The sequence below is a fragment of the Granulibacter bethesdensis genome (genome assembly GCF_001889525.1).
Lineage (GTDB): Bacteria > Pseudomonadota > Alphaproteobacteria > Acetobacterales > Acetobacteraceae > Granulibacter > Granulibacter bethesdensis_C.
Genome location: NZ_CP018192.1, coordinates 2,012,501 through 2,033,811 on the forward strand (window position 1 = coordinate 2,012,501; position 21,311 = coordinate 2,033,811).

Consider the following 21,311-nt stretch of genomic DNA (forward strand, 5'->3'; position numbering starts at 1 on the left):
AACGGCCCGCAGCGCATCCTCCTGTCCTACCACACGCTGGCGGAGTTCATCTTCCATGCGCATCAGCTTGGCACGTTCGCCTTCCAGCATCCGATCCACCGGAACGCCGGTCCAGCGGGAAACAACCGCAGCAATCTGCTCATCTGTCACCGCCTGACTGACCAGCCTGCTGCCAGCGTTACCATGCGCAGCATTTTCGGCCTCTGACAGCTTTGACTGAAGGTCCGGAATCGTGCCGTAGAGAAGCTCGCTCGCCCGTTGAAGATCGCCGCGACGCTGAGCAACCTCGACTTCGTTGCGCGCCTGATCAAGTTGTTCTTTCAGCTTCTGACTTTCGGAAACGCGGTCTTTCTCGGCCCGCCATTCTGTGGTCAGGGCGAAAGATTTCTCCTCGAGCTCGGCCAGCTCCTTCTGCAGGCGCTCAAGACGCTCTTTCGCGCCCTGATCATCCTCCCGCTTCAGCGCCTCGCGCTCGATCTTGAGTTGAAGGATGCGGCGATCGAGTTCGTCCAACGCCTCCGGCTTGCTGTCCACCTGCATGCGCAGGCGGCTTGCGGCCTCATCCACCAGATCAATCGCCTTATCCGGCAGGAAACGATCCGTAATATAGCGGTTGGATAAAGTTGCCGCAGCAATCAGGGCAGAGTCCGTAATCCGAACACCGTGGTGGAGTTCGTACTTCTCCTTGATGCCACGCAGGATCGAGATCGTGTCCTCGACGCTCGGCTCCTCTACATAGACAGGCTGAAAGCGGCGAGCGAGAGCCGCATCCTTTTCCACATGCTTGCGATACTCATCAAGCGTGGTCGCGCCGATGCAGTGCAGTGCGCCACGGGCCAGTTCCGGTTTCAGCAGATTGGATGCATCCATTGCCCCATCCGCTTTGCCGGCTCCGACCAAGGTGTGCATCTCATCGATGAACAAAATGACTTCGCCATTCGCAGACTCAATTTCCTTCAGGACCGCCTTCAGGCGCTCCTCGAACTCCCCACGAAACTTGGCGCCCGCCACCATCGCACCAAGATCAAGCGCCAGCAGCTTTTTATTGCGCAGAGCCTCCGGCACGTCGCCATTGACGATGCGCAGAGCCAGCCCCTCTACAATCGCAGTTTTGCCGACACCCGGTTCGCCAATCAGAACAGGATTGTTTTTGGTGCGCCGGGCCAGAACCTGCACCGTGCGACGAATTTCCTCGTCACGACCGATGACCGGATCAAGCTTTCCATCGCGAGCCAGTTGAGTCACATCCCGCGCATACTTCTTGAGCGCATCAAACGTGGCCTCAGCGTTCTGGCTGGAGACAGTACGGCCCTTACGGAGTTCACCGATGGCGCGTTCAAGCGCCTGAGGAGTGACTTTGGCCTCTTTCAGAATACGCGAGGCGGGGCCATCCGCCAGAGCAAGCCCCTGCAACAGGCGGTCCTGCGCCACGTATTCGTCACCCGCCTTCTTCGCGGCCTGCTCCGCTGCATCCAGCGCACGGATCAGGTCCGGCGTCGCCTGCGGCTGTCCAGCCCCGGCACCCTGTACTTTCGGCACCCGGGCGATTTCAGCCTCCACGGCACGACGGGCCTCGTCAGGGTCACCTCCGGCAGCCCGCACAAGACCTGCCGCCGCCCCTTCCTCATCATCCAGCAATGCTTTCAGCAGATGCTCAGTACCGAGGCGCTGATGAAACTCCCGCGCCGCAATAGTCTGGGCAGCCTGAAGAAAGCCACGCGACCGCTCGGTAAACTTCTCGATATCCATACGTCTATGTCCCTATGCACTCAGGCGACTATGAGACACCAACCCCTCAAAAGGCGGTTAGGCATCCCTTTTCCTGAAGCTGATATGGCAAAAAAAATCGTCGTCTCAAGAAGGGACACCCTCCTTGGAGACATGACAGACGTGAAATTTTCATTCAGCCCAAAAGAATCAAATTTTTTTGTGCGATTTTTAGGACGATAGTTTTATTTAAGATTTTTGTCTCAAAATTTAAACCAAATAATACAAATTGCCGTCTACAAAATAGACAATTCGTTTTAAAGTAGAGGTATCAGCCTCTTCGCTCCGGTATGAAATAAACCCAATAAACAATCTGTTTGCTCTTGCATTTCCATATCAGCAACCATCATATTCACATGATTATGATGTTGCACATGGCAAGAAGTTTATAAGAGCCATCTATGACCCTCACGAATTCTTCCAGCCAGTTCCAGAATTACGCCAACGATCTTGACCAGATTGTCGCCAAGGCTCACGAGGATGGTAACCCCGGCATAGCCTGCTTGGTTTCTTCAATGGCCGACGCAATCAGGGCGATGCAGGCTACGCAGGACAATACGCCGGAATGGGGTTACCATGACATGGATATGACGCATGTCGTTCCCTTTCCCCTGATCAGGTCCACGCCGAAACATCAGGCTAATGGGCGGTAAGCCACATCGAGAATATCCAGAATTTCCGTCTTGACCGGGGTGATAACCGTTACCTCATCACCTTTACTGGCTCCCAGCAGCGCTTTTGCGACTGGTGAAAGCAGACTGATTCGCCCCAAGGCCATATCGGCCTCATCCGCGCCCACGATTGTTATCTGTACCGTTTCATCTGCTTCATTAATATAAGTGACCGTCGCGCCAAAATAGATGCGGTCCTTATGCGGTTGCGTTGCAGGATCGATCACCACGGCATTCTCGAGACGTTTGGTCAGAAATCTGACCCTCCGGTCGATCTCGCGCAGACGTTTTTTACCATACAGGTAATCGCCGTTTTCCGAACGATCGCCATTCCCCGCAGCCCAAGAGACGATCTCGACGATTTTAGGTCGCTCATCCCGCATCAGCTGTTTCAGTTCGGCAACCATCTGCGCATGCCCCACCGGAGTCATGTAGTAAGGCCCGCCCGATGGGGGCTTCGGTGTTACAGCCACAGGATACTACTTTCCGGCTTCATTGATGAGAACGCGAGAGGAACGGCTTCCGCTCACGAAAACCGACTCCGCCTGATAAAACCGCCATGGCGTTTCGGTGGCCCGTGTGATGCCAATACGCGGACCTGCCGCGATCAGGTCTGATGCTTCACCGGTCTTATGACGGGGCTGAAGATCGAATGGCGGCCTGCTCACGGACAGGCCATCCATTCCGCCAGTGATCCCGAGCGCCTGACATACCCGTCCCGGCCCGCGGCACAGATCACGCAACCGGATAGCACCGCGGCGCAGTCGCATGGCCTCCAGACCAAATATCGGATACAACGCCCGGATCAGGACCGCTCCACCGGGAACAGATCCGCACACGATGTTGAAGCACCAGTGAATGCCGTAGGAACGATATACATAAGCGTGTCCAGGAAGCCCGAACATGGACGCATTGCGACGGGTGAGGCCGGAGAAACTGTGAGAGGCCGGATCATCCCGATCATACGCCTCCGTTTCAACGATGACGCCGCCGCACCCATCAACCAGCAAGGTCATTCCCACCAGATCCCGGGCAATTTCCGTCACCGGACGAGTCCAGAACCCGTCCGGCACGCCGGTGGAGGTCACGGGCAATGAATCAGGACAATCCTTCAAAGAAATCGTTGCCCTTGTCGTCGATTACGATGAAAGCCGGGAAATCCTCGACCTCGATCTTCCAGACCGCCTCCATGCCGAGTTCAGGATATTCCAGCACTTCGACCTTGCGGATGCAGTCCTGCGCCAGACGGGCGGCCGGGCCACCGACACTGCCGAGGTAAAAACCACCATAGGTTTTGCAGGCATCCCGTACCGCTTTCGAGCGATTGCCTTTCGCCAGCATGACGAAACTGCCGCCCGCTTTCTGAAATGCATCGACATAGCTGTCCATGCGTCCGGCTGTGGTCGGGCCGAAACTGCCGGTTGGCATACCATCCGGGGTTTTGGCTGGACCGGCATAATAGACCGGGTGATTTTTAATATACTCCGGCAATCCTTCACCCCGTTCCAGTCGCTCAGCCAGTTTGGCATGGGCGATGTCACGCGCCACGACCACCGTTCCGTTCAGGGACAGACGGGTTTTGACCGGATGCTTCGACAATTCGGCCCGAATTTCATCCATCGGACGGTTCAGATCGATGCGCACCACCTCGCCGCCCAGAATGGCGTCCGTCGCTTCCGGCAGGAAGCGGGCCGGATCGGTTTCCAGCTGTTCTAGGAATACTCCCTCCGGCGTAATTTTCGCACGCACCTGGCGGTCGGCAGAACAAGACACACCGATTGCGATCGGCAGGCTGGCGCCATGACGCGGCAGTCTGACCACCCGCACATCATGACAGAAATACTTGCCGCCGAACTGCGCCCCGATCCCGATGGAACGGGTCAGTTCCAGCACCTGCTGCTCCAGCTCCAGATCGCGGAAGGCATGGCCGGTCATATCCCCCTGCGTCGGCAGGGTATCAAGCCATTTGGTGGAAGCCAGCTTCACCGTTTTCAGTGTGGTTTCCGCACTGGTACCACCGATCACGATCGCCAGATGATAGGGTGGACAGGCGGAAGTGCCGAGTGTCCTGATCTTCGTTTCCAGAAACGGCAGCAGCTTTTCGGGGCTGAGCACCGCGCGCGTTTCCTGAAACAGGAACGTCTTGTTCGCGGATCCCCCCCCCTTGGCGACGAACATCAGCTGGAACTCATCCGTATGATGCCCACCCGGCACGGCGAGAATATCGAACTGAACCGGCAGGTTGTTGCCGGTGTTCTTTTCCTCATACATCGTCAGCGGCGCCATCTGGGAGTAGCGCAGATTGGTCTCGGTATAGGTGCGATGCACGCCGAGGGAGAGAGCCTCCTCCTCATCGCCCTCGACCCAGACCTGCTGGCCTTTCTTGCCGAACACGATGGCGGTGCCGGTATCCTGACACATCGGGAGAATGCCACCAGCGGCAATATTCGCGTTCTTCAGCAGATCAAGCGCCACGAACCGGTCATTGGCGCTGGCCTCGGGATCGTCGAGAATTCGGCGCAATTGGGCCAGATGGGCAGGGCGCAGCAAATGCGCAACATCGTGGAATGCCGTGCGGGCCAATTCAGTCAGGGTTTCAGGCGCAATATGCAGGATACGCCGCCCTTCATGCTCCGATACACGGGCGCCCCCAATATCCAGTTTACGCCATACGGTTTCATCATGCGTCAGCGGAAACATCGGGCTGTAGGCAAAGCCGGGGAAAGCAGCGTTCGGGGTATGGGCATCCATGATCGGGAAAAGTCCTGAAGCTCAAGGGAGGTGGGAGGAAGAAAAAAATACCGCTTCAGTCCTTACGGCGGCGGAAAGCATCCAGACTCACGACCTGCGGCGCGCTCTGGGTCGATGTGCTGTCTTTATTCTCCTGCTCTACTTCGGCAGTGGCAGGGGACGCTGTTGAAGAAGCGGCAACAGAGCCGGGGAAGGTTGCAAGCTTACCGCTTTCGGATACGTCTTCCGCCTCGTCTTCACGTTCATCCTCACCTGCGTTTTCATCACTTGGCTCATCGGCCTGGAAACGAAGGCCCACCCCGACATGCGGATCCGCAAAGCCCAGCAATGCGGCAAAGGGGATACGCAGCGTGCTGGCCACACCACCAAAGGAAAGGCCGACGCTGAAACTGTCCGGGCCGACCGCCAGATCCCAGAACTGATGCTGAAGCACGATCGTCATTTCGTGCGGATACTGCGCCTTCAGACGGGAGGGGATGGAGACGCCGAAATAATCCGTGCGAAAAGTAATATAGAAATGATGGCCCTCCGGCATGCCATCATTGGCGACATGCTCCAGCGCGCGGGCAACGACTTGCCTCAGCGCCTGTTCGGTCCATTCATCATAGGGGAGCAGGCTCTCCGGCCGCTGTTCCGTGGTATCGGTCATGTCAAAGGTCACCTCAACGCGTTGCCCTGCAATAGCGTGACTCGCCACGCGATGGAAGCAAGGGAACGGTGGAAGAATGCCACAGCCATCCCGGCAGATCACTAAAGCTGGAAGTGGGGGGCTTCTGTTGCCCGGTGCCCCCCGAACCGCGCTTATCGCTTATGCAGCGACAGCGAGCGCCTCATGATTATCATTGGCACCTGTAATATGGCCCGATAACGGCGGAACCATGCCGGGCAAAAAACGAGTCTTTACCGCGCGCGTCGAGCCTGTTTCGCCCCCATGAACCCCGCAGAACGGAGTTATATGGTGGAGGCGCCGGGTACCGCCCCCGGGTCCACTACGCTTATTCCACTCGCCGTTTATCACCATAGTCAGCGAACTGACGCCTTCTATATAAGGCATTCTCGCCTTGCATGGTAGAGGGTGTCATCAAATTGATGACGGTCACCCTTTCCCCTGAATCATCCTCTCCCCTGCCGGTAGGGGGCATGCTAGTGGAAAGCCATGACACTCAGCATCGAACAGCAGGCGGATATTGAAGCCGCCCGTGCCCAGTCAACCGCCACGCGGCGTGCGACCGTCCCCGCGCTGGAGAATATGCTGTATGAAGCCGTCCCGGTGCTGGATCACGGCTTTGTCCGGGTGATCGACTATATGGGGGATGATGCCGCCATCGTACAGGCGGCCCGTGTTTCCTACGGCAAGGGCACCCGCCATGTGACCGAGGATGCCGGGCTGATCCGCTATCTGATGCGCCACCGGCACTCCACCCCGTTCGAGATGTGCGAGATCAAATATCACATCAAATTGCCGATTTTCGTGGCACGACAATGGATTCGCCATCGGACTGCCAATGTGAACGAATATTCGGCCCGCTACTCGGTGATGGATCGGGAATTCTATATCCCTGCGCCCGAGCATCTGGCGGCACAATCCGTCAGCAACCGGCAGGGACGTGGCGAGGTGCTTCAGGGGGAGGAAGCCGCGGCGGTACTGCGCCTGCTGCGCGAGGATGCGGAGACCTGCCACACCCATTACCTCGCCATGCTGAACGAGAACGGCGCCGATCCGGAGCGGCAGGGACTGGCTCGCGAGCTGGCGCGCATGAACCTGACCCTGAACACCTACACCCAGTGGTACTGGAAAACCGACCTGCACAACCTGCTGCATTTCCTGTCCCTGCGCGCCGATCCGCATGCGCAGTACGAGATCCGCGTCTATGCGGACGCCATGATACGTAGCGTAGAGGCATGGGTACCGCTGGCCATGGCCGCGTTCCGCGAATACCGTCTGGGTGCATTCACCTTCTCTGCCGCCATGCTCGCCGTCCTGCGCAGACGGTTGAACGGTGAAGCCGTCTGTCAGGAAAACAGCGGACTGAGCCGACGGGAATGGCTGGATATGGAAGCCGCTCTCTCCGCTCAGGAAGGCGCGTAACATTTCTGGAGCCGGGAAAGGGCTGCAGGCATGATCGTCTTTGGCTCGATCAATCTCGATCTGCTGTTGTCTGTTCCTTCCCTGCCGGAGCCGGGGCAAACCTTGCTTGCCCGCGACAGCCAGACCGCACCGGGTGGTAAGGGGGCCAATCAGGCCGTAGCCGCGGCGCGGGATGGTGCCAGCGTGAGAATGATCGGGGCCGTTGGTCAGGATGGTTTTGCCGACGCTGCCCTATACGGACTGAAACAGGCCGGGGTTGATCTCAGCGCGGTGCGTCAGGTGCAGGACAGAACCGGTCTGGCCTCCATCTGCATTGACCATGAAGGACGCAATCACATCGTGGTTGCTCCGGGTGCCAATCTCGCTGTGCGGGCGGAATGGATCGAGGAAAACTGGCTGCTCCCCGGCACGGTGCTGGTCACGCAGATGGAGGTTCCACCGGACGAAACAGCGGCCTCCCTGTATCGTGCGAAGCAGGCCGGTATGCGGACTGTGCTGAACCTTGCCCCCGCTGTGTCCTTGCCTCTGGAAACAATGCGATCAGTGGATATTCTGGTCGTCAATGAAGATGAGGCCGCATGGCTGGCCCGTCATCTCCAGACCGATGACAGCGCTGCGGCCCTTCATGCCTTGCTCGGCAGTACCGTGATCAAGACACTGGGCGCAGACGGCATCCATATCGCCGATGCGGAAGCAACAACATCCCTGCCCGCTTTTTCAGTCTCCGCCATCGATACGACCGGTGCGGGAGATTGCTTCGTCGGGGTGCTTGCCGCAGCACTGGAACGGGGCGCATCCACCATAGACGCTGCCCGACGCGCCATCATCGCCAGCGCGCTCTGCTGTACCCGGCCCGGCGCACAGACAGCGTCACCAGCGCAGTATGAAATTGAAGCAGTTCTGCGGTAAACAACGGAAGCAAGCTACCCAGTCAGGCGGCTGATCCCGATGCGCAGCAGACGCGCCATACGCTCCGCCCATTCCGCCTGACCAGCCGCATCGGCAATCAGATCCTGACGGATTTCCATCTCCAGATAGGCCAGGCCTCGACGCTCGGCATGGAATGGGACCGTATAATCCGTCTCGTCACTCACGCTGTAAGGGGCGTTATCTCCCACCACCAGCCCGTTCTCAGCACGGAGCAGGTCCAGCATGATATGCGGCAGCGCCGTATGGCGATTATACAGAACGCCTGCCTGCATCTCCCGCACCTCGCCTTTATAAACCGGTGTGAAGCTGTGCATGGCCACCAGAATCGTGGGGCGTCCGGCCCGGCGATCCAGCTCGGCGGCGATGCGGGCGTGATACGGGGCATAAATTTCCGCCCGACGCGCTTCACGCTGTGCCTCATCCAGCCCTGCGTTACCGACAATCCAGGTGTCTTCGCTGATCTCCGGAATGGCGCTCGGCACATGCAGCGGGCGGTTGCAGTCGATGACCAGCCGGGAATAGCGCTGCATGATGCAGGTTGCATCCAGATGCTGCGACAAAGCCTCACTCACGCCTGCAATGCCGATATCCCAGGCGATATGCCGGTCCAGCTCCGCCGGAGCCAACCCCAGCAAGCCCAACTGGCGGGGAATGGCCCGGCCGGCATGATCCACCACCAGCAGAATATCGGTTTTGGCCTCTGGTCGCAGCACCATAACCGGTGCTGCATCCTCAGGGGCCTGCAACAGGCTGTTATGCGCCATCCGCCCTGTTCCTTCCGTCGCCATGCCCTGCGGAGGGTCTTATTTCATCAACTGGTTGAGGCGCTCATTCAGCATCGCACCATTTTTAGCCCAGAATGCGGCATCGATTTTCAGCCCCTTCTGCCAATGATTGTCCGCCGTGGGCATCCAGCGGATGATCTGCGGTGACAACCCTGCCAGTGCCTCAGGGGAAAAAGTGCCGAGGCCGGTTTGCCCGGCCATGGTTTGCTGGACCTCCTTACCGGCCCATACCCTCAGAAAATCCTGCACAATCGCCGGATTGGCCCCGGATGGAGCCGCCCACCAGCCAATTCGGTAGAGATTGCCGCTCCATTGCACACCATAGCGCAGGGTCTTTCCCGTTGCCGACGGAGCACCCGTTTCAGCGGCCCGGTCTGCAAGAAAAATCTGCTCCGCCGGCGCGCTTTCCATCAGCACCTGTCCGGATGCCATCAGATGCACGGCCTGCGCATCTGTCTCCCACCACACGATATAGGGACGGAGCTGAGCCAGCTTGCGGAAGGCACGATCCTGACCGTCCTTGCCGGAAAGCACGTTATAGACATCACCCGGTGATACACCGTCAGCCATCAGGGCAATTTCCAGATTGCCTTCCGCCCCACGATGCAAGCCGCGCTTGCCGGGATATTTGGCGATATCCCAGAAATCTGCCCAGCCTTCCACGGATTGGAATTTGGACACATCCCAGACCAGGACCATGCTGCGCATCCATGCGCCCAGCCCGCATTTGCCCTGCCCCTGCGGCAACCAGTCTATCCCTGCTGCCCCGGCTGCGGCCGATTTGTGCGGCACAGGATTACGCTGCGCATCACCTGCTGTAGCGGATGGTTTCGCATTGTCGGGGGATATCGGCGAGAGTGGTGCGGGTGCGGCGTGAGTATTGCCCTGCTCCGCTTCTCCGGTCGCAGCATGATGAGGGTCGGAATTGTCCAGCACTTTGGCCAGCGGCATTACCAAACCATGCTCGCAGGCAGCATCCAGGGCTGCTTCCGGCCATTCAAGCACGCTGTCAGCCGGCCCATCCAGATGACCGAGTGTATCAACATCGCCATTCCACTGGAAGAAACGAAGCTTCAGATGCGTACGTGCTTCCAGATCGGCCAGCATATTTTTGCGCAGGAAATCCTGATTGGCGCCCGGCAGAAACCCTACCCCCAGAACAGAAGGCGACGTATCCCGCTTCTCCTGCGCCCCCGCCCCGTAAGCGACAAGGGCCATGATCGCGGCGACACCAGCCGCGATAATGCCAGCAAACCGAGTTTTCATCCGATAGGGTATCCGTCCAAAAACACGCGGGGCTGACCTCTTTCCGTCATGGGGCAGGCAGGATTATTGCAGGCGCGACCACTCATTCCCCGATGCTTCTACACAGGCAGACTGCCGAAAGGGAGGGGAGAAGCATAGATGCGTTCATTCCGGCACCCAACCACCTGAACGCCCATGAAGCAACCGCCCATGAGGACGTCGCGTTAAAAGAGGCAACAGGCCCTGCAGCAAGGTCTTCCGCCAATGATCCTCAACGATCTCGTGCGGTATTGATTTTGTGCAGGGTCACGCATGACGCACCAAGGAGATAACCTTATGGCGCTATTCCGTCGCTCCCGTCCCTCTGCCGATGATGCCCGGGAGCAGATTTTGCACCTGCGTGAGCAGGTGGAGGCGCTGTTGAACGACCGCGTTACCCCGGCGCTGGCCGATGCAGCCGGCCGGGCCGAAAGCGCAGCACGGAATGCACAACGTTACACGCGTGAGCATTCCAGTGTGATTTGTGAGCACGTCAAGGAAAGACCTTTGGTCGCCCTGCTTGCAGCCGGCGCCGCAGGATGGCTGATTGCCCGTATCTTCCGCTGATACGGGACTCGATTCATGCGCACCCTTCGCCTCGCACGTACCGCCCTTGAGGCGGAGGGACTGATCCTCAAACGGCAGGCATGGCAGGTTGCCCTACGGGGGATCTTCCTGGCCATTGCCCTGCTGTTTCTGGGGGCATCTTTGGTGATGCTGCACCTTGTCCTTTATCTCGCCTTGCAACCTCATGTCCCGCCGATCGGTGCTGCGGGGATCATTCTGGGCGGTGATCTGTTCTTTGTACTGATTTTCGCTCTGCTGGCGCTGAAAGGATCACCTGATCCGATCGCCCATGAAGCAAGGATGGTGCGCGATCAAGCACGGGCGGAACTGGCTGGTATATTCACGACTGCGGCCACTCTTGCGCCCCTGGCAAAACGATTTGGAGTAACAGGCATACTCGGGGCCTTGCTGACCGGTGCCATCGCCAATATCCTTGCCTTGTGGAACAAAAAAACCTGATTTCTCTCAGCCAGACTGTCACAATCCGGCAGACCGGCCCGACCGGCTGGATCACGCTCAACCGCCCCTCGGCGCTCAATGCACTGAATGGGGAGATGGTACGAGCCATTCAGCAGACTCTGGACCGCTGGCGCGATGATCCAGCCGTCACCGCCATCATATTGCAGGGTACGGGGCGCGCTTTCTGTGCCGGAGCCGACGTGCGGCGTTTACGGGAAGCCGTACTGGCCGACGATATGGACGTCGTGGAAATATTTTTCCGCGAGGAGTATACGCTCGATCATACCATTGCGACCTATCCAAAGCCGATTCTTGCTCTGGTCGACGGATTGTGTGTTGGTGGCGGCATGGGATTGGCGATGCATGCCCATCTTCTGGTTGCGACCCGCTCTGCCTCCTTCGGGATGCCGGAAACAGCAATCGGCCTGTTTCCGGATGTCGGCGCCAGCCAGGTACTACCGCAACTGCGAGGCCGGACCGGACTCTACATGGCACTGACCGGACGCCCCATCCCCGCCGAAATGGCGCATGCCGCCGGACTTCTCACTCATCTCTGGCCCGGAGAAATGTCCGAGCTGGTTGCCGGTCTGGAAAGACACGGTCTGGCCGCGCTGGTGGAAACCGATCTTCCCGTTCCTTCCTCCGCCTTTAACCATGTTTTCTCACGGATCGACACTTGCTTCTCGGGCACGTCACTCATTGATATTCTCGACGCCCTTGCCAGCGAGACAAGCCAATGGGGGGAGGAGACACTTGCCGCCATACGCGAAAAAGCACCCGCCGCGCTGTGCTGGACCTTCGAGATGATGCGAACCGGTCAGAACCTGACACTTCAACAAGCCCTGAACCGGGATCTGGCCATGGCCATGACCGTCACCAGACTGCCAGATTTTGCGGAGGGTATTCGTGCCCTGCTGATAGACAAGGACCGCACGCCACATTGGCAGGATGCGCGGGTCGAGGATGTCGATCCCGCCATGATCGCCAGCGTGTTGCAATCTGCCGCATCCTATCCGGGGACGCTCTGCTGATCGAAGGCGCGGTGGGTCTCGAAGCCCTGCGCCTCAACGAAGACCCGCCTGACTTCGGGATAATTGCTTCTGATACGCTGTTCGATTCGGGAAACCGCGGCTTCAACGGCCCCGGCGCTGCGCTGGTTCTCGAAATCCATGCTGATCGCCACCAGAACTTCGGACGGACCAAAATGCATCGTCAGAATTTCATTGGCACAGACCACACCGGGCTCTGACGCCACAATCCGGCGAATATGCTCCCGCACCGCTTGCGGCGCAGACTCGCCAATCAGCAGGGAGCGGCTTTCGCGCGCCAGAAACAGTGCCGTGACCGCCAATATGCCGCCGATCACCAGCGAGGCCATCGCATCAAAAGCAGGCTGATCCAGCCATTGCGCCAGTCCCAGCCCGACTCCCGCCGTCAACAAACCCAGCAATGCGGCGGTATCCTCAAACAGGACAGTGAACACGGTCGGATCTTTGCTGGCCTGTGCGGCCTCCAGCACCCCCAGCCTTCCCTTCTGACGGAGGAAAGCACGCATTGCCAGCAGCCAGACAATGCCCTCGAACAAAAAGCTCCCACCCAGCACGAGGTAATTCGGCCAGACATTGGTGACAGAAACGGGATGACGCAGCTTTTCAATCCCCTCGAAGATCGAGACACCCGCGCCAAGACCGAAAATCAGCACGGCCACCATGAAGCTCCAGAAATAAAGCTCCAGCCCATGACCGAACGGGTGTTCGGGTGTGGCGGGACGGGCCGCACATCTCATGCCCCACAGCATCAGCAATTGGTTGCCGGTATCGACCAGCGAATGCACTGCCTCACTCAGCATTGCGGAAGAACCGGTGGAGGCCGCCGCTGCAAATTTCATGACGGCAATCGCGAAATTGCCGCCCAGCGCGGCAAAAACGACGAGACGGGAAGAAGACGCGGATGCCATCCCGCCACTATGATGATCATCTGCCGTCCTGCAAATGGGCAGATATAGAAAAAGGCAGCCCGAAAGCTGCCTTTTTGAGTCAGATATCGCAAGTCAGGATCAGGATTGGGCGTCCGGAGACAACACGATGCAGCCGCCTTTGCCATGATTGATCTTGCTGCATGCAGCCTGAGCGGATTCCCGTGACATGCCGGTCAGCCGTGCCCGATACAGGGTTGCACCGCGCTGCTTGACAGTGCCGACAGCCGTATGGCCATGAGTCACAGAGGCTTTGGCATTGGCCGCCGCTGCCTTGGCGAGATGCGGGCTGTTATAGGCCCCCACCTGAATAGCCCATCCACCGCTTCCAATCCCTCGCGTCTGAATGGGAGACGCTTCCGCCCTGTTGATCAGGCTGAAGCCGCCACGACGCGAAGCGGAAGTCGCCGATGCCAGCTGGACACGGGCGGCAACCGGGGCACCATGTCGACCATAGGAAGAGCCACCATGTGTGGAATTAGACGCCATACGAACCGTTTGAACCCGCCCATGCGTGGCGGCAGAGCGGGATCGCCCATGACTGGAAGAGGATGATTGATCCAGCGCCGCATAGGCACGGGGGCTGGAGAAATGGCTTCCCCCTGTGGTCAACTGATCATAGCTGAGCGTGGTAGAAGCAAGCTGCTCGGCCGGAGAACGACTGATCGGATAGAGACCGTCGATATTCGGAGCGATTGACGCCACATAACGCCGGGTTTCTTGCGGCAGGGAGCGACCGCTATTGACCAGATCATCCACCCGGCCAGGCCCGGCATTGTAAGCCGCCAGAAAAGCCGGAGACCCATAGAGATCATAAAGCTCTCTCAGATAGGCCGTTCCAGCGAGAATATTATTGTGGGGATCATAGGCATCTTCACCGAGGCTGTAACGTACCTTCAGCTCGTCATAGGTGCCGGGCATCACCTGCATCAGGCCCATGGCGCCAACCGGCGATGTCACGAGATCACCGTTATGGAACAGACGGCCACCAGATTCGACGCGCATGACCTCCCTGACCCACCGCTCCGGAACGTCGAAACGCTGCGAAGCCTCGGAAATATAGGGACCCCATGGATCTTCAGCGGAGCCGGGAGCAGAATAATTGCGGGATGCACGCGCCTGGTATTGCGCTGCCTCCTGACTTTCGTTCACTCTGCCGCTATGATTGCCGCAGGCTGTCATCAGCGCCAGCAGGGCGATGCAGGCGAGTTTTCCGAAAGCGGGCCGGAACGCCTTGCGGCGGAGCAATGCTGAGGGGGGGTGGATCTGATCCATCCGGGCTGTTTCTCCGTCGTGACACAGCCACATGCCATGCATGTGGCCGGAGGGCACGGCGACGCCCATGACTGCAAGGCTGCCGTCGTTGATGTTCCTTTTCAGGAACGGCGTGTAAGTCCTTTATAGGCAGGCGATTTTGAACACAAGTCGATAATCAGGAAAATCGCATTTTCTTGACGTCCTGATGTTTTTTCATGCTCACTCGTGCATCCATGCAACGGCTTGCGCTTGTATCAACCGCCCATTCCGGGCTACTCGCCGCACGGATGCAGATGCGGTCCTGACAATAACGGCCCTGTGCTATCCTCGACATGCCGTGAATAGCGCTGACACCGCTGAGATAAGGTAGACATCTTGCCGGATCATCTTTCTTCCCCGGATCCTATGGTCCGGACCACGCAACCGCCTCATCAGGGACAGAGAAGCGTGCGTGAAACAGAATTTTTTGTGGAAAGCGGCAGCAGTTTCAGGGTGCGCAACCGCCTTGCCATGCAGGATATCGCCGACGGTCTGAAGCTGATGCGGCTCGGCTGCACGCTCGGGCTGCTGGATATCAAGGGACGCTATCGCGGATCCATGCTCGGTCCGTTCTGGATGACCCTCTCCACCGCTGTGATGGTCCTGGCGCTCGGGCTGCTGTATTCCCAGCTGCTCGGGCAGACCGTCGCCCAATTCCTCCCTTACCTTTCGCTGTCACTGGTGCTCTGGGGTTTTCTCCAGAACATCATTCAGGATGGCTGTGCTGTTTTTACCTCCTCGGAAGGCATGATCCGTGCCGTCCGCATGCCCTTTTTCGTGCATGCCACACGGTCCATCATCCGCAATCTGGTGATTCTGGCCCATAATATGCTGGTCTTTATCGCCGTCTTTGCCTTTTTCAGGATTTGGCCGGGCGAGGCTGTGTTCGGTGCCATTCCAGCCCTTTTGCTCTGGTTGATCGATGGATACGCACTGACCATCATGATGGGGATTCTCTGCGCCCGTTTCCGTGACGTGCCGCCCATCGTCTCCAACCTCGTGCAGATCGGGTTCTATATCACGCCGATCATCTGGAAGCCGGAACAGCTTCTGTACGGTCGGGACTATCTGCCCCTGAACCCATTTTACGCTATGCTGGCCGTCCTGCGTGACCCCATTCTGGGACTGACGCCCAACTGGCAGGTATGGACCTCCGCCCTTATCTACAGCACCCTGCTGTGTATCGGCAGCTGGTTCCTGTTCGCGCGCGTGCGCGGGCGCATCGCATTCTGGATCTGACCAACATGGCCTTTTTGGAAGCCCGCAATGTCGGGGTGGATTTTCCGCTCTATCATGGCAACGCCCGCAGCCTGAAGCGGGCCGTGTTCAACGCTGCCTCGGCCGGACGGTTCGGGCAGGATGCCCGCAAGCGAACCGTCGTGCAGGCGCTTCAGGATATCAGCTTTACACTTCGTCCCGGCGACAGGCTGGGGCTGGTCGGCAGTAACGGGGCGGGCAAGACCACCTTGCTGCGCGTGCTGGCCGGTATCTATGAGCCGACCACCGGCAGCGTGCAGGCCAGCGGTACCATCAACGCCCTGCTCGATACCACGATGGGCACCAATTCCGACCTTAGCGGCCATGACAATATTCGTCTGCGCGGGATGTATTCCGGTCTTTCCCACGACGAGATCGCCGCGCTGGAAAAAGACGTCGAGACCTTTGCCGATCTGAAAGAATTCATGCACCTGCCGATGCGGGTCTATTCCTCCGGTATGACGATCCGGCTGGCTTTTGGACTGGCCACATCGATCAGGCCGCAGATTCTGCTGATGGATGAGTGGTTCTCGGCCGGGGATTTCAGCTTCATGAGCCGCGCCAAGGCACGCATGGAGGGGCTGGTCAGAGACTCCGAAATTCTGGTCCTGTCCAGCCATTCGCATGACACGGTCGCGGAATGGTGCAACCGGGTCATCTGGATGGATCAGGGACGCATCGTGGCGGATGGTGCTCCGAAGGATGTGCTGGAAGCCTATCTCGGTCGTCCGCTTAAAGAGGCCGAACGCGCCGACGCCTTTGTTCCATCGTAAGGACATCACCATGACGGCACCATGCAGGCAGGCCATGCCGGGGGTCATGCGGCGTTTGCGCGCCGCCCGTTTGCTGATGCTGCTGGGCACCGCCCCGGTGCTTGCCCCGCTGGGTGCCTGCGCCGCCAATACCGGCCTGACCAATCTGAGACCCATCACCCTGCGGGATGGCTCCAACACCGTAGTGCATTTTGTCCCGGACGGGCGTGTGGGGTTGATCGTCGCCGCCCATAGTGGCAGCGCGCCGACCCGTAATGACGTTTTCGTCGTCCTGCTGCCCTCGCCCATGGCGGGAGAAGGCTGGAATATCGTCTCCATCAATGCCGGACCAACCCTGCGCGGTAACGGGCAGGCTGCGGTCCAGGACACGATTACCGCCGCTCAGGACGGCATTCCCGGCCTCCGCGCCGTCCGCTTCGCCCGCGGCAAAATGAACGGAATTCCCCAGACTTTCCTGCTCGCCGCCATGAAGGACGGAGACGGACGCAGCCCCGTCACGCTGGAAATTTACCGGCTCAGTGAAGGCAACCGCACAGGCGGTGAACAGTTTATACAGGTCCGGCAGTTCCGCTCCGGCCGCCATTACTGCTCGGCGGCGGATGCTTTGTCACGGGAATTCGGCCTGCCCTCCGACGCCCCCGATAGCGCCTGCTGAGACGGCACAGCATCCTGTTCCTGTGCTTCCAGCACCGCACGTTGCGTCATGGCATTATCGCCATGCATTCATCACTCTTTCTGCTAGTAGGATCGTGTTGATCAGGCATGCCCATCTCATATCGACCGGACAAAATCATGACAAGACGCCTTACGCTGTGCCGCCACCTTCTGACAGCGACATTGCTGATAACCCCGGCTGTTTTCACGGCCTTCCTGCCTGCGGCTTATGCCGCAGAGGATGCAACCGCCCGCACGGGATGGTATTTCCCGGCCCAAACCCTGCCGCTGGCAAAAGTGCTGGCTCCCCCGCCCGCCCCCGGCTCCGCCGCGCAGGAGAAGGATCTGAAGACCGTGCGCAAGGCTGAAGCCGCCCGCACACCGGAGTTGATCGCAGCCATCAAGGCAGACGCCCATATCAGCGTCTATCGCTTTGCCGATGTCATGGGGCCGGGCTTCATGCCAGAGAATCTGCCGCTGGCCGACAAGATGTTCAGGCATATGTCCGACGATATCCGTATCGCCATCATGGATGCCAAGAAAGAATTCAACCGGCCCCGCCCCTTCGTGGTAGATCCGAAAATCACCACCATCGTGCCACAGCCGCCCAACGCCTCCTATCCCAGCGGGCATACGGCTTTTGCTTATGCCAATGCCATCGTGCTCGCCGCCATGGCGCCAGAGAAAGCCGCCGAAATTTTTGCCCGTGCCCATCTGTACGGGCTGCACCGCATCATGGGCGGGGTACATTTTCCGACCGATGTCGAGGCAGGCAAAGTCTCTGGCAGCGTAATCGGCAGCAATTTCCTGCAATCTCCCCGGTTTCAGGCTGATTTCATCCCCGCCCGCAAGGAAGTGCGACATGCGCTGGGCCTGCCTGAAATACCCTGATCCCATACAAGGCTGAACATGGCATAAGGGAGGACCGGCATGACCGGTCCTCCCTTTTTTATCGACCAACCTGACGCGATGGCCGGGATCAGGCAGACAGCAGCCGCCCGGCGATCACTGCCAACACGCCGCCCAGCAAAGCCAGATAAGGCAACAGACCGGCACGGCTTTCTACGCCTTCCTCTTTCTGCATATGCAGATCCTTGATCGCGGCTTCAGGGAAGACGCCCTTATCCTGCACGTAATGACGGAACAGGAAGACCGGGATGATCATCGCCGCAACGATGATACCGGTCAGCAAGGTCCCACTGCCCCATACACCGGCCCCCATCCCCATCAGGAAGGCGTTGACGAAACCCAGCACCGCCCCCGTGCCTAGCAGCCAGCCGGGGCATTTGAACGGACGGGCCAGAAACGGACGATCAATCCGATGCAGCCAGCCTGCATTGAGGTTCATGAAGCTGAAAATGATATAGCCGACATTGGAAGCCGCCAGCACGAATACGTTATCGCTCAGCAGCAGCAGCAACATATTAAAGCAGAGATCAGTCCACATCGCATGGGTCGGCGCACCATGATGGTTCACATGCGACAGATAGCGCGGCAGCCAGCCATCGACCGATCCCTGATACAGCGTGCGCGATGACCCAGCCATGGCCGTCATGATCGATAGCAGCAAAGTCAGTACGAGCATGACAACGATGATATTCAGCATGATTCCCTGTGCCCCGATCATCGCCGCCATGGCACGGCCAACCCCCATGCCACTGTAAATATCGGGTGCCAGCATGCCATCCAGCCCCAGAGCGCCCTGGAAAGCCAGCGGAACCAGAGTGAAGACTACCAGACAGAGCAGACCGGAAAAGAAGATCGCCTTGAACGTATCCGTGCTGGGATTACGGAACTCCCGCGTGTAGCAAACAGCGGTCTCAAACCCGTACGTGGACCAGGCCGCAATAAACAGGCCGCCTGCCATCAGCGAGAGACCGGCCATGTCCCAATGTCCGGCCACAACCTTGCCCGCCGCATCATGCGCCAGAGGCACAAAAGGCGTGAAATGGCTGGCCGGCAAATCCCCCGTCACCAACGGCACCAGCCCGATGATCAAAAGCGGCAACAAGGACACCACCGCAAAAATCATCTGGATACGGGCAGAGGCCAGAATCCCGCGATGCTGGATAGCAAACACACACAGCATCAGCACAGCCGCAAGCCCAAAAGTAGCGTTGATTCGGATCGTCAGACCATCCTTGATCATCCCCAGATCAAACAGGGTCCACTGCCAGCTGTTCACCACACTATCCGCCGGGAACAACACAGACAGAATATAGCCAGCCCCCAGCGACGTGCCGATGGCCAGCACCGGTGACCATGCAAACCAGTTACACCAGACCGAAAGCGGCGCGATCAGCTTGCTGTAGCGCACCCAGGCCACGGCCCCATAAACGGATGCCCCACCTGATTTTTCCGGGAAAAGCCCGGCAATTTCCGCATAAGTAAAAGACTGCAAAAATCCGAACAGGATTGAAATAATCCAGACTGCCCAGGAAGGATTACCAACAGTCGCGGCAATCGAGCCGATCGTGAACAGAACCAGCGCAGGCACGCCGCTGGAAACCCAGAACGCATCTACCCATGTCAGTGAACGGACCAACTCGTTGCTGGTCTTCGTCACCGTCTCGCCTACTGCCTTACCGCCTGCAGGCAACGCGATATCCAAAGCACCCTCACTCATGACGCCCCTCCATACTCATAAGGTCATGACGTGGCTTTTCCCGGCGGTGATGTCTGACATCCTTCAGGATGCGATCACCTTAATTTTCTTGTTAGGAAATATTATTTCTAAAATCGTAACCTGATCAAAACCGATGCGCAAGCGGACAAATCGGGATCAAGGCAGGGGAAAGGCAAATTAATCCGCTTTTTTTGCTTTTTTATGGCTACGGGAAGCCGCTGTGACAGTGCGCACCACTTCCTCTGGCTCATCCAGCAAAGGGCTGAACAACGCGACCAGCGCACGTTCCGATGTCACATTCGCTTTTCGATAAAGCCGAAGTTTATAGTTTTTGACAGTTCCTTTTGCGATCCCAAGACTCTGCGCAATCTCCCCGGTTGAGCGGCGCTGCAAAATCAATGTCAACAGGGAGCGCTCCCTGCCCGTCAGCATGGCGATATCCGGCAATGGAAAAGAAGCATGTTCCGCAGGCGTCGTATCCTGCACCGGTTTGCTCAGCAGCACGATGCCACGCCCACCCGGTGCCAGAGAAAAATCCTTGTCGAAACAAGCCACTTGAACATGGTACTTCTCATCGAAAGGAAAAAGACCGGGCCTGTCAGGCAAAGCGGCGCAGTCATTGAGATCTGGTGATAAACAAGCCGCCTGCCGCCAAGCCGCGTTGGCGAAAACCGGCACACCGACACGATCCAGAATCAATAAAGGGTCGGTATGCAGATGGCTGGAGCCACGATGGGCCGTCTCCACGGCCTTTTCTTCTCCAAACATGCGCGCGAGATGAATCCGGTGCAAAGCCTCCAGAATCGGGAACAGGGCCTCGGCCTCCTGCCTGTCCTGATCGCTAAAGCGTCCCTCTGCCAGAACCAGAAACAGCACGATGCAGGCCCGACCAGCAGAAGGCAGAAACACGCCTATCTCATCACTGACGCGCACCCGTGGGGCATAAACATCACCATAGACCGTGCTGTCAGGCCCCAGAACCTGCCGCAGAACATACACACCAGGCTGATGATGGCGCGCCCAGTGCTGGGCAAAGGGATCAGCGTGATGATACTGCGTCAGGTAAAATTCACGGATATGAACTGGCACGTTCACCGTATGCACCACATCCTGCCGTGAATGCGCCGTATAGCGGATGATCCAGGCATTATCGTGTCCGATCACAGCACGCAGCAGATCCAGCAAAACCTCATAAAATCGGCGGCTGCCGACCTTTCTGATCGTTAAGGCCAGCTCCCTGCAGAATGCTGCTTGCCCGGGCATAACCCGTGCAGGGAAAACAAATGCCTGCTTATCAGCATCATGATTGCCCAAAAATTGCTCTCCACCCCGCTGAGACAAAGCGCATTTGCCTGAAAAATAGACATTTATCCGTCTTTGTAGTGCCACTTGGCACTATTGTGAATGGACCTGTCAGGCAATTACCT

21 protein-coding genes and 1 other RNA gene (1 of these 22 cut by a window edge) are annotated in these 21,311 nt (G+C 58.4%); 10 read left to right on the plus strand and 12 right to left on the minus strand.

Features of this window, described 5'->3' with window-relative positions; translation table 11 throughout:
• Positions 1-1,749: the 5' portion of an ATP-dependent chaperone ClpB gene (gene clpB, locus GbCGDNIH6_RS08970; protein WP_072563630.1), read on the minus strand. 849 nt of this gene lie to the left of the window's left edge; the window shows 1,749 of its 2,598 coding nt (coding positions 1-1,749); it begins with the start codon at positions 1,747-1,749; its stop codon lies beyond the left edge, outside the window.
• A 419-nt stretch (positions 1,750-2,168) separates the two neighbouring features.
• Between clpB and GbCGDNIH6_RS08975 the strand changes: the two genes are divergently transcribed.
• Positions 2,169-2,420 carry a hypothetical protein gene (locus GbCGDNIH6_RS08975; protein WP_072563631.1) on the plus strand — a complete coding sequence of 84 codons (252 nt, stop codon included), beginning with the start codon at positions 2,169-2,171 and terminating at the stop codon, positions 2,418-2,420.
• Here GbCGDNIH6_RS08975 and greB read toward each other — a convergent pair.
• The 5 genes from greB to ssrA all read right to left on the minus strand — a co-directional run bounded on the left by greB (position 2,402) and on the right by ssrA (position 6,264).
• Complete coding sequence (gene greB / locus GbCGDNIH6_RS08980; protein ID WP_232450062.1) at positions 2,402-2,869, minus strand: transcription elongation factor GreB; 468 nt, start codon at positions 2,867-2,869, stop codon at positions 2,402-2,404. The genes GbCGDNIH6_RS08975 and greB overlap by 19 nt on opposite strands.
• Positions 2,870-2,917: 48 nt before the next feature.
• Complete coding sequence (locus tag GbCGDNIH6_RS08985; RefSeq protein WP_232449776.1) at positions 2,918-3,526, minus strand: DNA-3-methyladenine glycosylase; 609 nt, start codon at positions 3,524-3,526, stop codon at positions 2,918-2,920.
• Positions 3,527-3,536: 10 nt separating this feature from the next.
• Complete coding sequence (locus GbCGDNIH6_RS08990; RefSeq protein ID WP_072563633.1) at positions 3,537-5,189, minus strand: fumarate hydratase; 1,653 nt, start codon at positions 5,187-5,189, stop codon at positions 3,537-3,539.
• 55 nt (positions 5,190-5,244) lie between these two features.
• Positions 5,245-5,838 carry an SspB family protein gene (locus GbCGDNIH6_RS08995; RefSeq protein WP_072563634.1) on the minus strand — a complete coding sequence of 198 codons (594 nt, stop codon included), beginning with the start codon at positions 5,836-5,838 and terminating at the stop codon, positions 5,245-5,247.
• A gap of 112 nt (positions 5,839-5,950) precedes the next feature.
• Positions 5,951-6,264: a transfer-messenger RNA gene (gene ssrA, locus GbCGDNIH6_RS09000) on the minus strand.
• Between the two features lie 81 nt (positions 6,265-6,345).
• Here ssrA and thyX point away from each other — a divergent pair.
• A complete protein-coding gene (thyX, locus tag GbCGDNIH6_RS09005; protein ID WP_072563635.1) occupies positions 6,346-7,278 on the plus strand; it encodes an FAD-dependent thymidylate synthase in 933 nt (310 codons plus the stop codon).
• A gap of 30 nt (positions 7,279-7,308) precedes the next feature.
• Positions 7,309-8,187 carry a ribokinase gene (locus GbCGDNIH6_RS09010; RefSeq protein ID WP_072563636.1) on the plus strand — a complete coding sequence of 293 codons (879 nt, stop codon included), beginning with the start codon at positions 7,309-7,311 and terminating at the stop codon, positions 8,185-8,187.
• Positions 8,188-8,201: 14 nt separating this feature from the next.
• On the opposite strand, the gene GbCGDNIH6_RS09015 is transcribed toward GbCGDNIH6_RS09010, so the two are convergent.
• Both GbCGDNIH6_RS09015 and GbCGDNIH6_RS09020 read right to left on the minus strand, forming a co-directional pair.
• On the minus strand, positions 8,202-8,972 hold the full coding sequence (locus GbCGDNIH6_RS09015; protein WP_072563637.1) for an N-formylglutamate amidohydrolase: 771 nt from the start codon (positions 8,970-8,972) through the stop codon (positions 8,202-8,204).
• 39 nt (positions 8,973-9,011) lie between these two features.
• Complete coding sequence (locus tag GbCGDNIH6_RS09020; RefSeq protein WP_072563638.1) at positions 9,012-10,259, minus strand: ABC transporter substrate-binding protein; 1,248 nt, start codon at positions 10,257-10,259, stop codon at positions 9,012-9,014.
• 315 nt (positions 10,260-10,574) lie between these two features.
• Here GbCGDNIH6_RS09020 and GbCGDNIH6_RS09025 point away from each other — a divergent pair, with 315 nt between their 5' ends.
• The 3 genes from GbCGDNIH6_RS09025 to GbCGDNIH6_RS09035 are packed head-to-tail and all read left to right on the plus strand — an operon-like array spanning position 10,575 to position 12,334.
• On the plus strand, positions 10,575-10,844 hold the full coding sequence (locus tag GbCGDNIH6_RS09025; RefSeq protein WP_025287164.1) for a hypothetical protein: 270 nt from the start codon (positions 10,575-10,577) through the stop codon (positions 10,842-10,844).
• 15 nt (positions 10,845-10,859) lie between these two features.
• Positions 10,860-11,303, plus strand: coding sequence for a hypothetical protein (locus GbCGDNIH6_RS12490; RefSeq protein WP_072563639.1), 444 nt, complete (start codon positions 10,860-10,862; stop codon positions 11,301-11,303).
• Positions 11,285-12,334: an enoyl-CoA hydratase/isomerase family protein gene (locus GbCGDNIH6_RS09035; protein ID WP_157692402.1), complete on the plus strand. Its 1,050-nt coding sequence runs from the start codon at positions 11,285-11,287 to the stop codon at positions 12,332-12,334. Before GbCGDNIH6_RS12490 ends, GbCGDNIH6_RS09035 begins: the two co-directional genes overlap by 19 nt.
• Here GbCGDNIH6_RS09035 and GbCGDNIH6_RS09040 read toward each other — a convergent pair.
• Together GbCGDNIH6_RS09040 and GbCGDNIH6_RS09045 are read right to left on the minus strand one after the other, a co-directional pair.
• Entirely contained in the window at positions 12,313-13,260 is a 948-nt protein-coding gene (locus GbCGDNIH6_RS09040) for a cation diffusion facilitator family transporter (protein WP_072563640.1), read from the minus strand. The genes GbCGDNIH6_RS09035 and GbCGDNIH6_RS09040 overlap by 22 nt on opposite strands.
• Before the next feature lie 99 nt (positions 13,261-13,359).
• On the minus strand, positions 13,360-14,553 hold the full coding sequence (locus GbCGDNIH6_RS09045) for a lytic transglycosylase domain-containing protein (protein ID WP_081370176.1): 1,194 nt from the start codon (positions 14,551-14,553) through the stop codon (positions 13,360-13,362).
• Positions 14,554-14,982: 429 nt separating this feature from the next.
• On the opposite strand from GbCGDNIH6_RS09045, the gene GbCGDNIH6_RS09050 reads away from it, so the two are divergent.
• The 4 genes from GbCGDNIH6_RS09050 to GbCGDNIH6_RS09065 all read left to right on the plus strand — a co-directional run bounded on the left by GbCGDNIH6_RS09050 (position 14,983) and on the right by GbCGDNIH6_RS09065 (position 18,149).
• Complete coding sequence (locus GbCGDNIH6_RS09050) at positions 14,983-15,813, plus strand: ABC transporter permease (protein WP_232449777.1); 831 nt, start codon at positions 14,983-14,985, stop codon at positions 15,811-15,813.
• Positions 15,814-15,818: 5 nt separating this feature from the next.
• Positions 15,819-16,604 (plus strand): ABC transporter ATP-binding protein, encoded by a 786-nt coding sequence (locus tag GbCGDNIH6_RS09055; RefSeq protein ID WP_072564489.1) that lies wholly within the window; start codon positions 15,819-15,821, stop codon positions 16,602-16,604.
• Positions 16,605-16,614: 10 nt separating this feature from the next.
• Positions 16,615-17,259, plus strand: coding sequence for a hypothetical protein (locus GbCGDNIH6_RS09060; RefSeq protein WP_072563642.1), 645 nt, complete (start codon positions 16,615-16,617; stop codon positions 17,257-17,259).
• Positions 17,260-17,396: 137 nt separating this feature from the next.
• Positions 17,397-18,149, plus strand: coding sequence for an acid phosphatase (locus GbCGDNIH6_RS09065; protein ID WP_157692403.1), 753 nt, complete (start codon positions 17,397-17,399; stop codon positions 18,147-18,149).
• 88 nt (positions 18,150-18,237) lie between these two features.
• Here the strand turns inward: GbCGDNIH6_RS09065 and GbCGDNIH6_RS09070 are convergent, their stop codons facing one another.
• On the minus strand, positions 18,238-19,884 hold the full coding sequence (locus GbCGDNIH6_RS09070) for a trimethylamine N-oxide permease (RefSeq protein ID WP_072563643.1): 1,647 nt from the start codon (positions 19,882-19,884) through the stop codon (positions 18,238-18,240).
• A gap of 177 nt (positions 19,885-20,061) precedes the next feature.
• Complete coding sequence (locus GbCGDNIH6_RS09075) at positions 20,062-21,069, minus strand: helix-turn-helix transcriptional regulator (RefSeq protein WP_157692404.1); 1,008 nt, start codon at positions 21,067-21,069, stop codon at positions 20,062-20,064.
• Positions 21,070-21,311 lie beyond the last annotated feature (242 nt).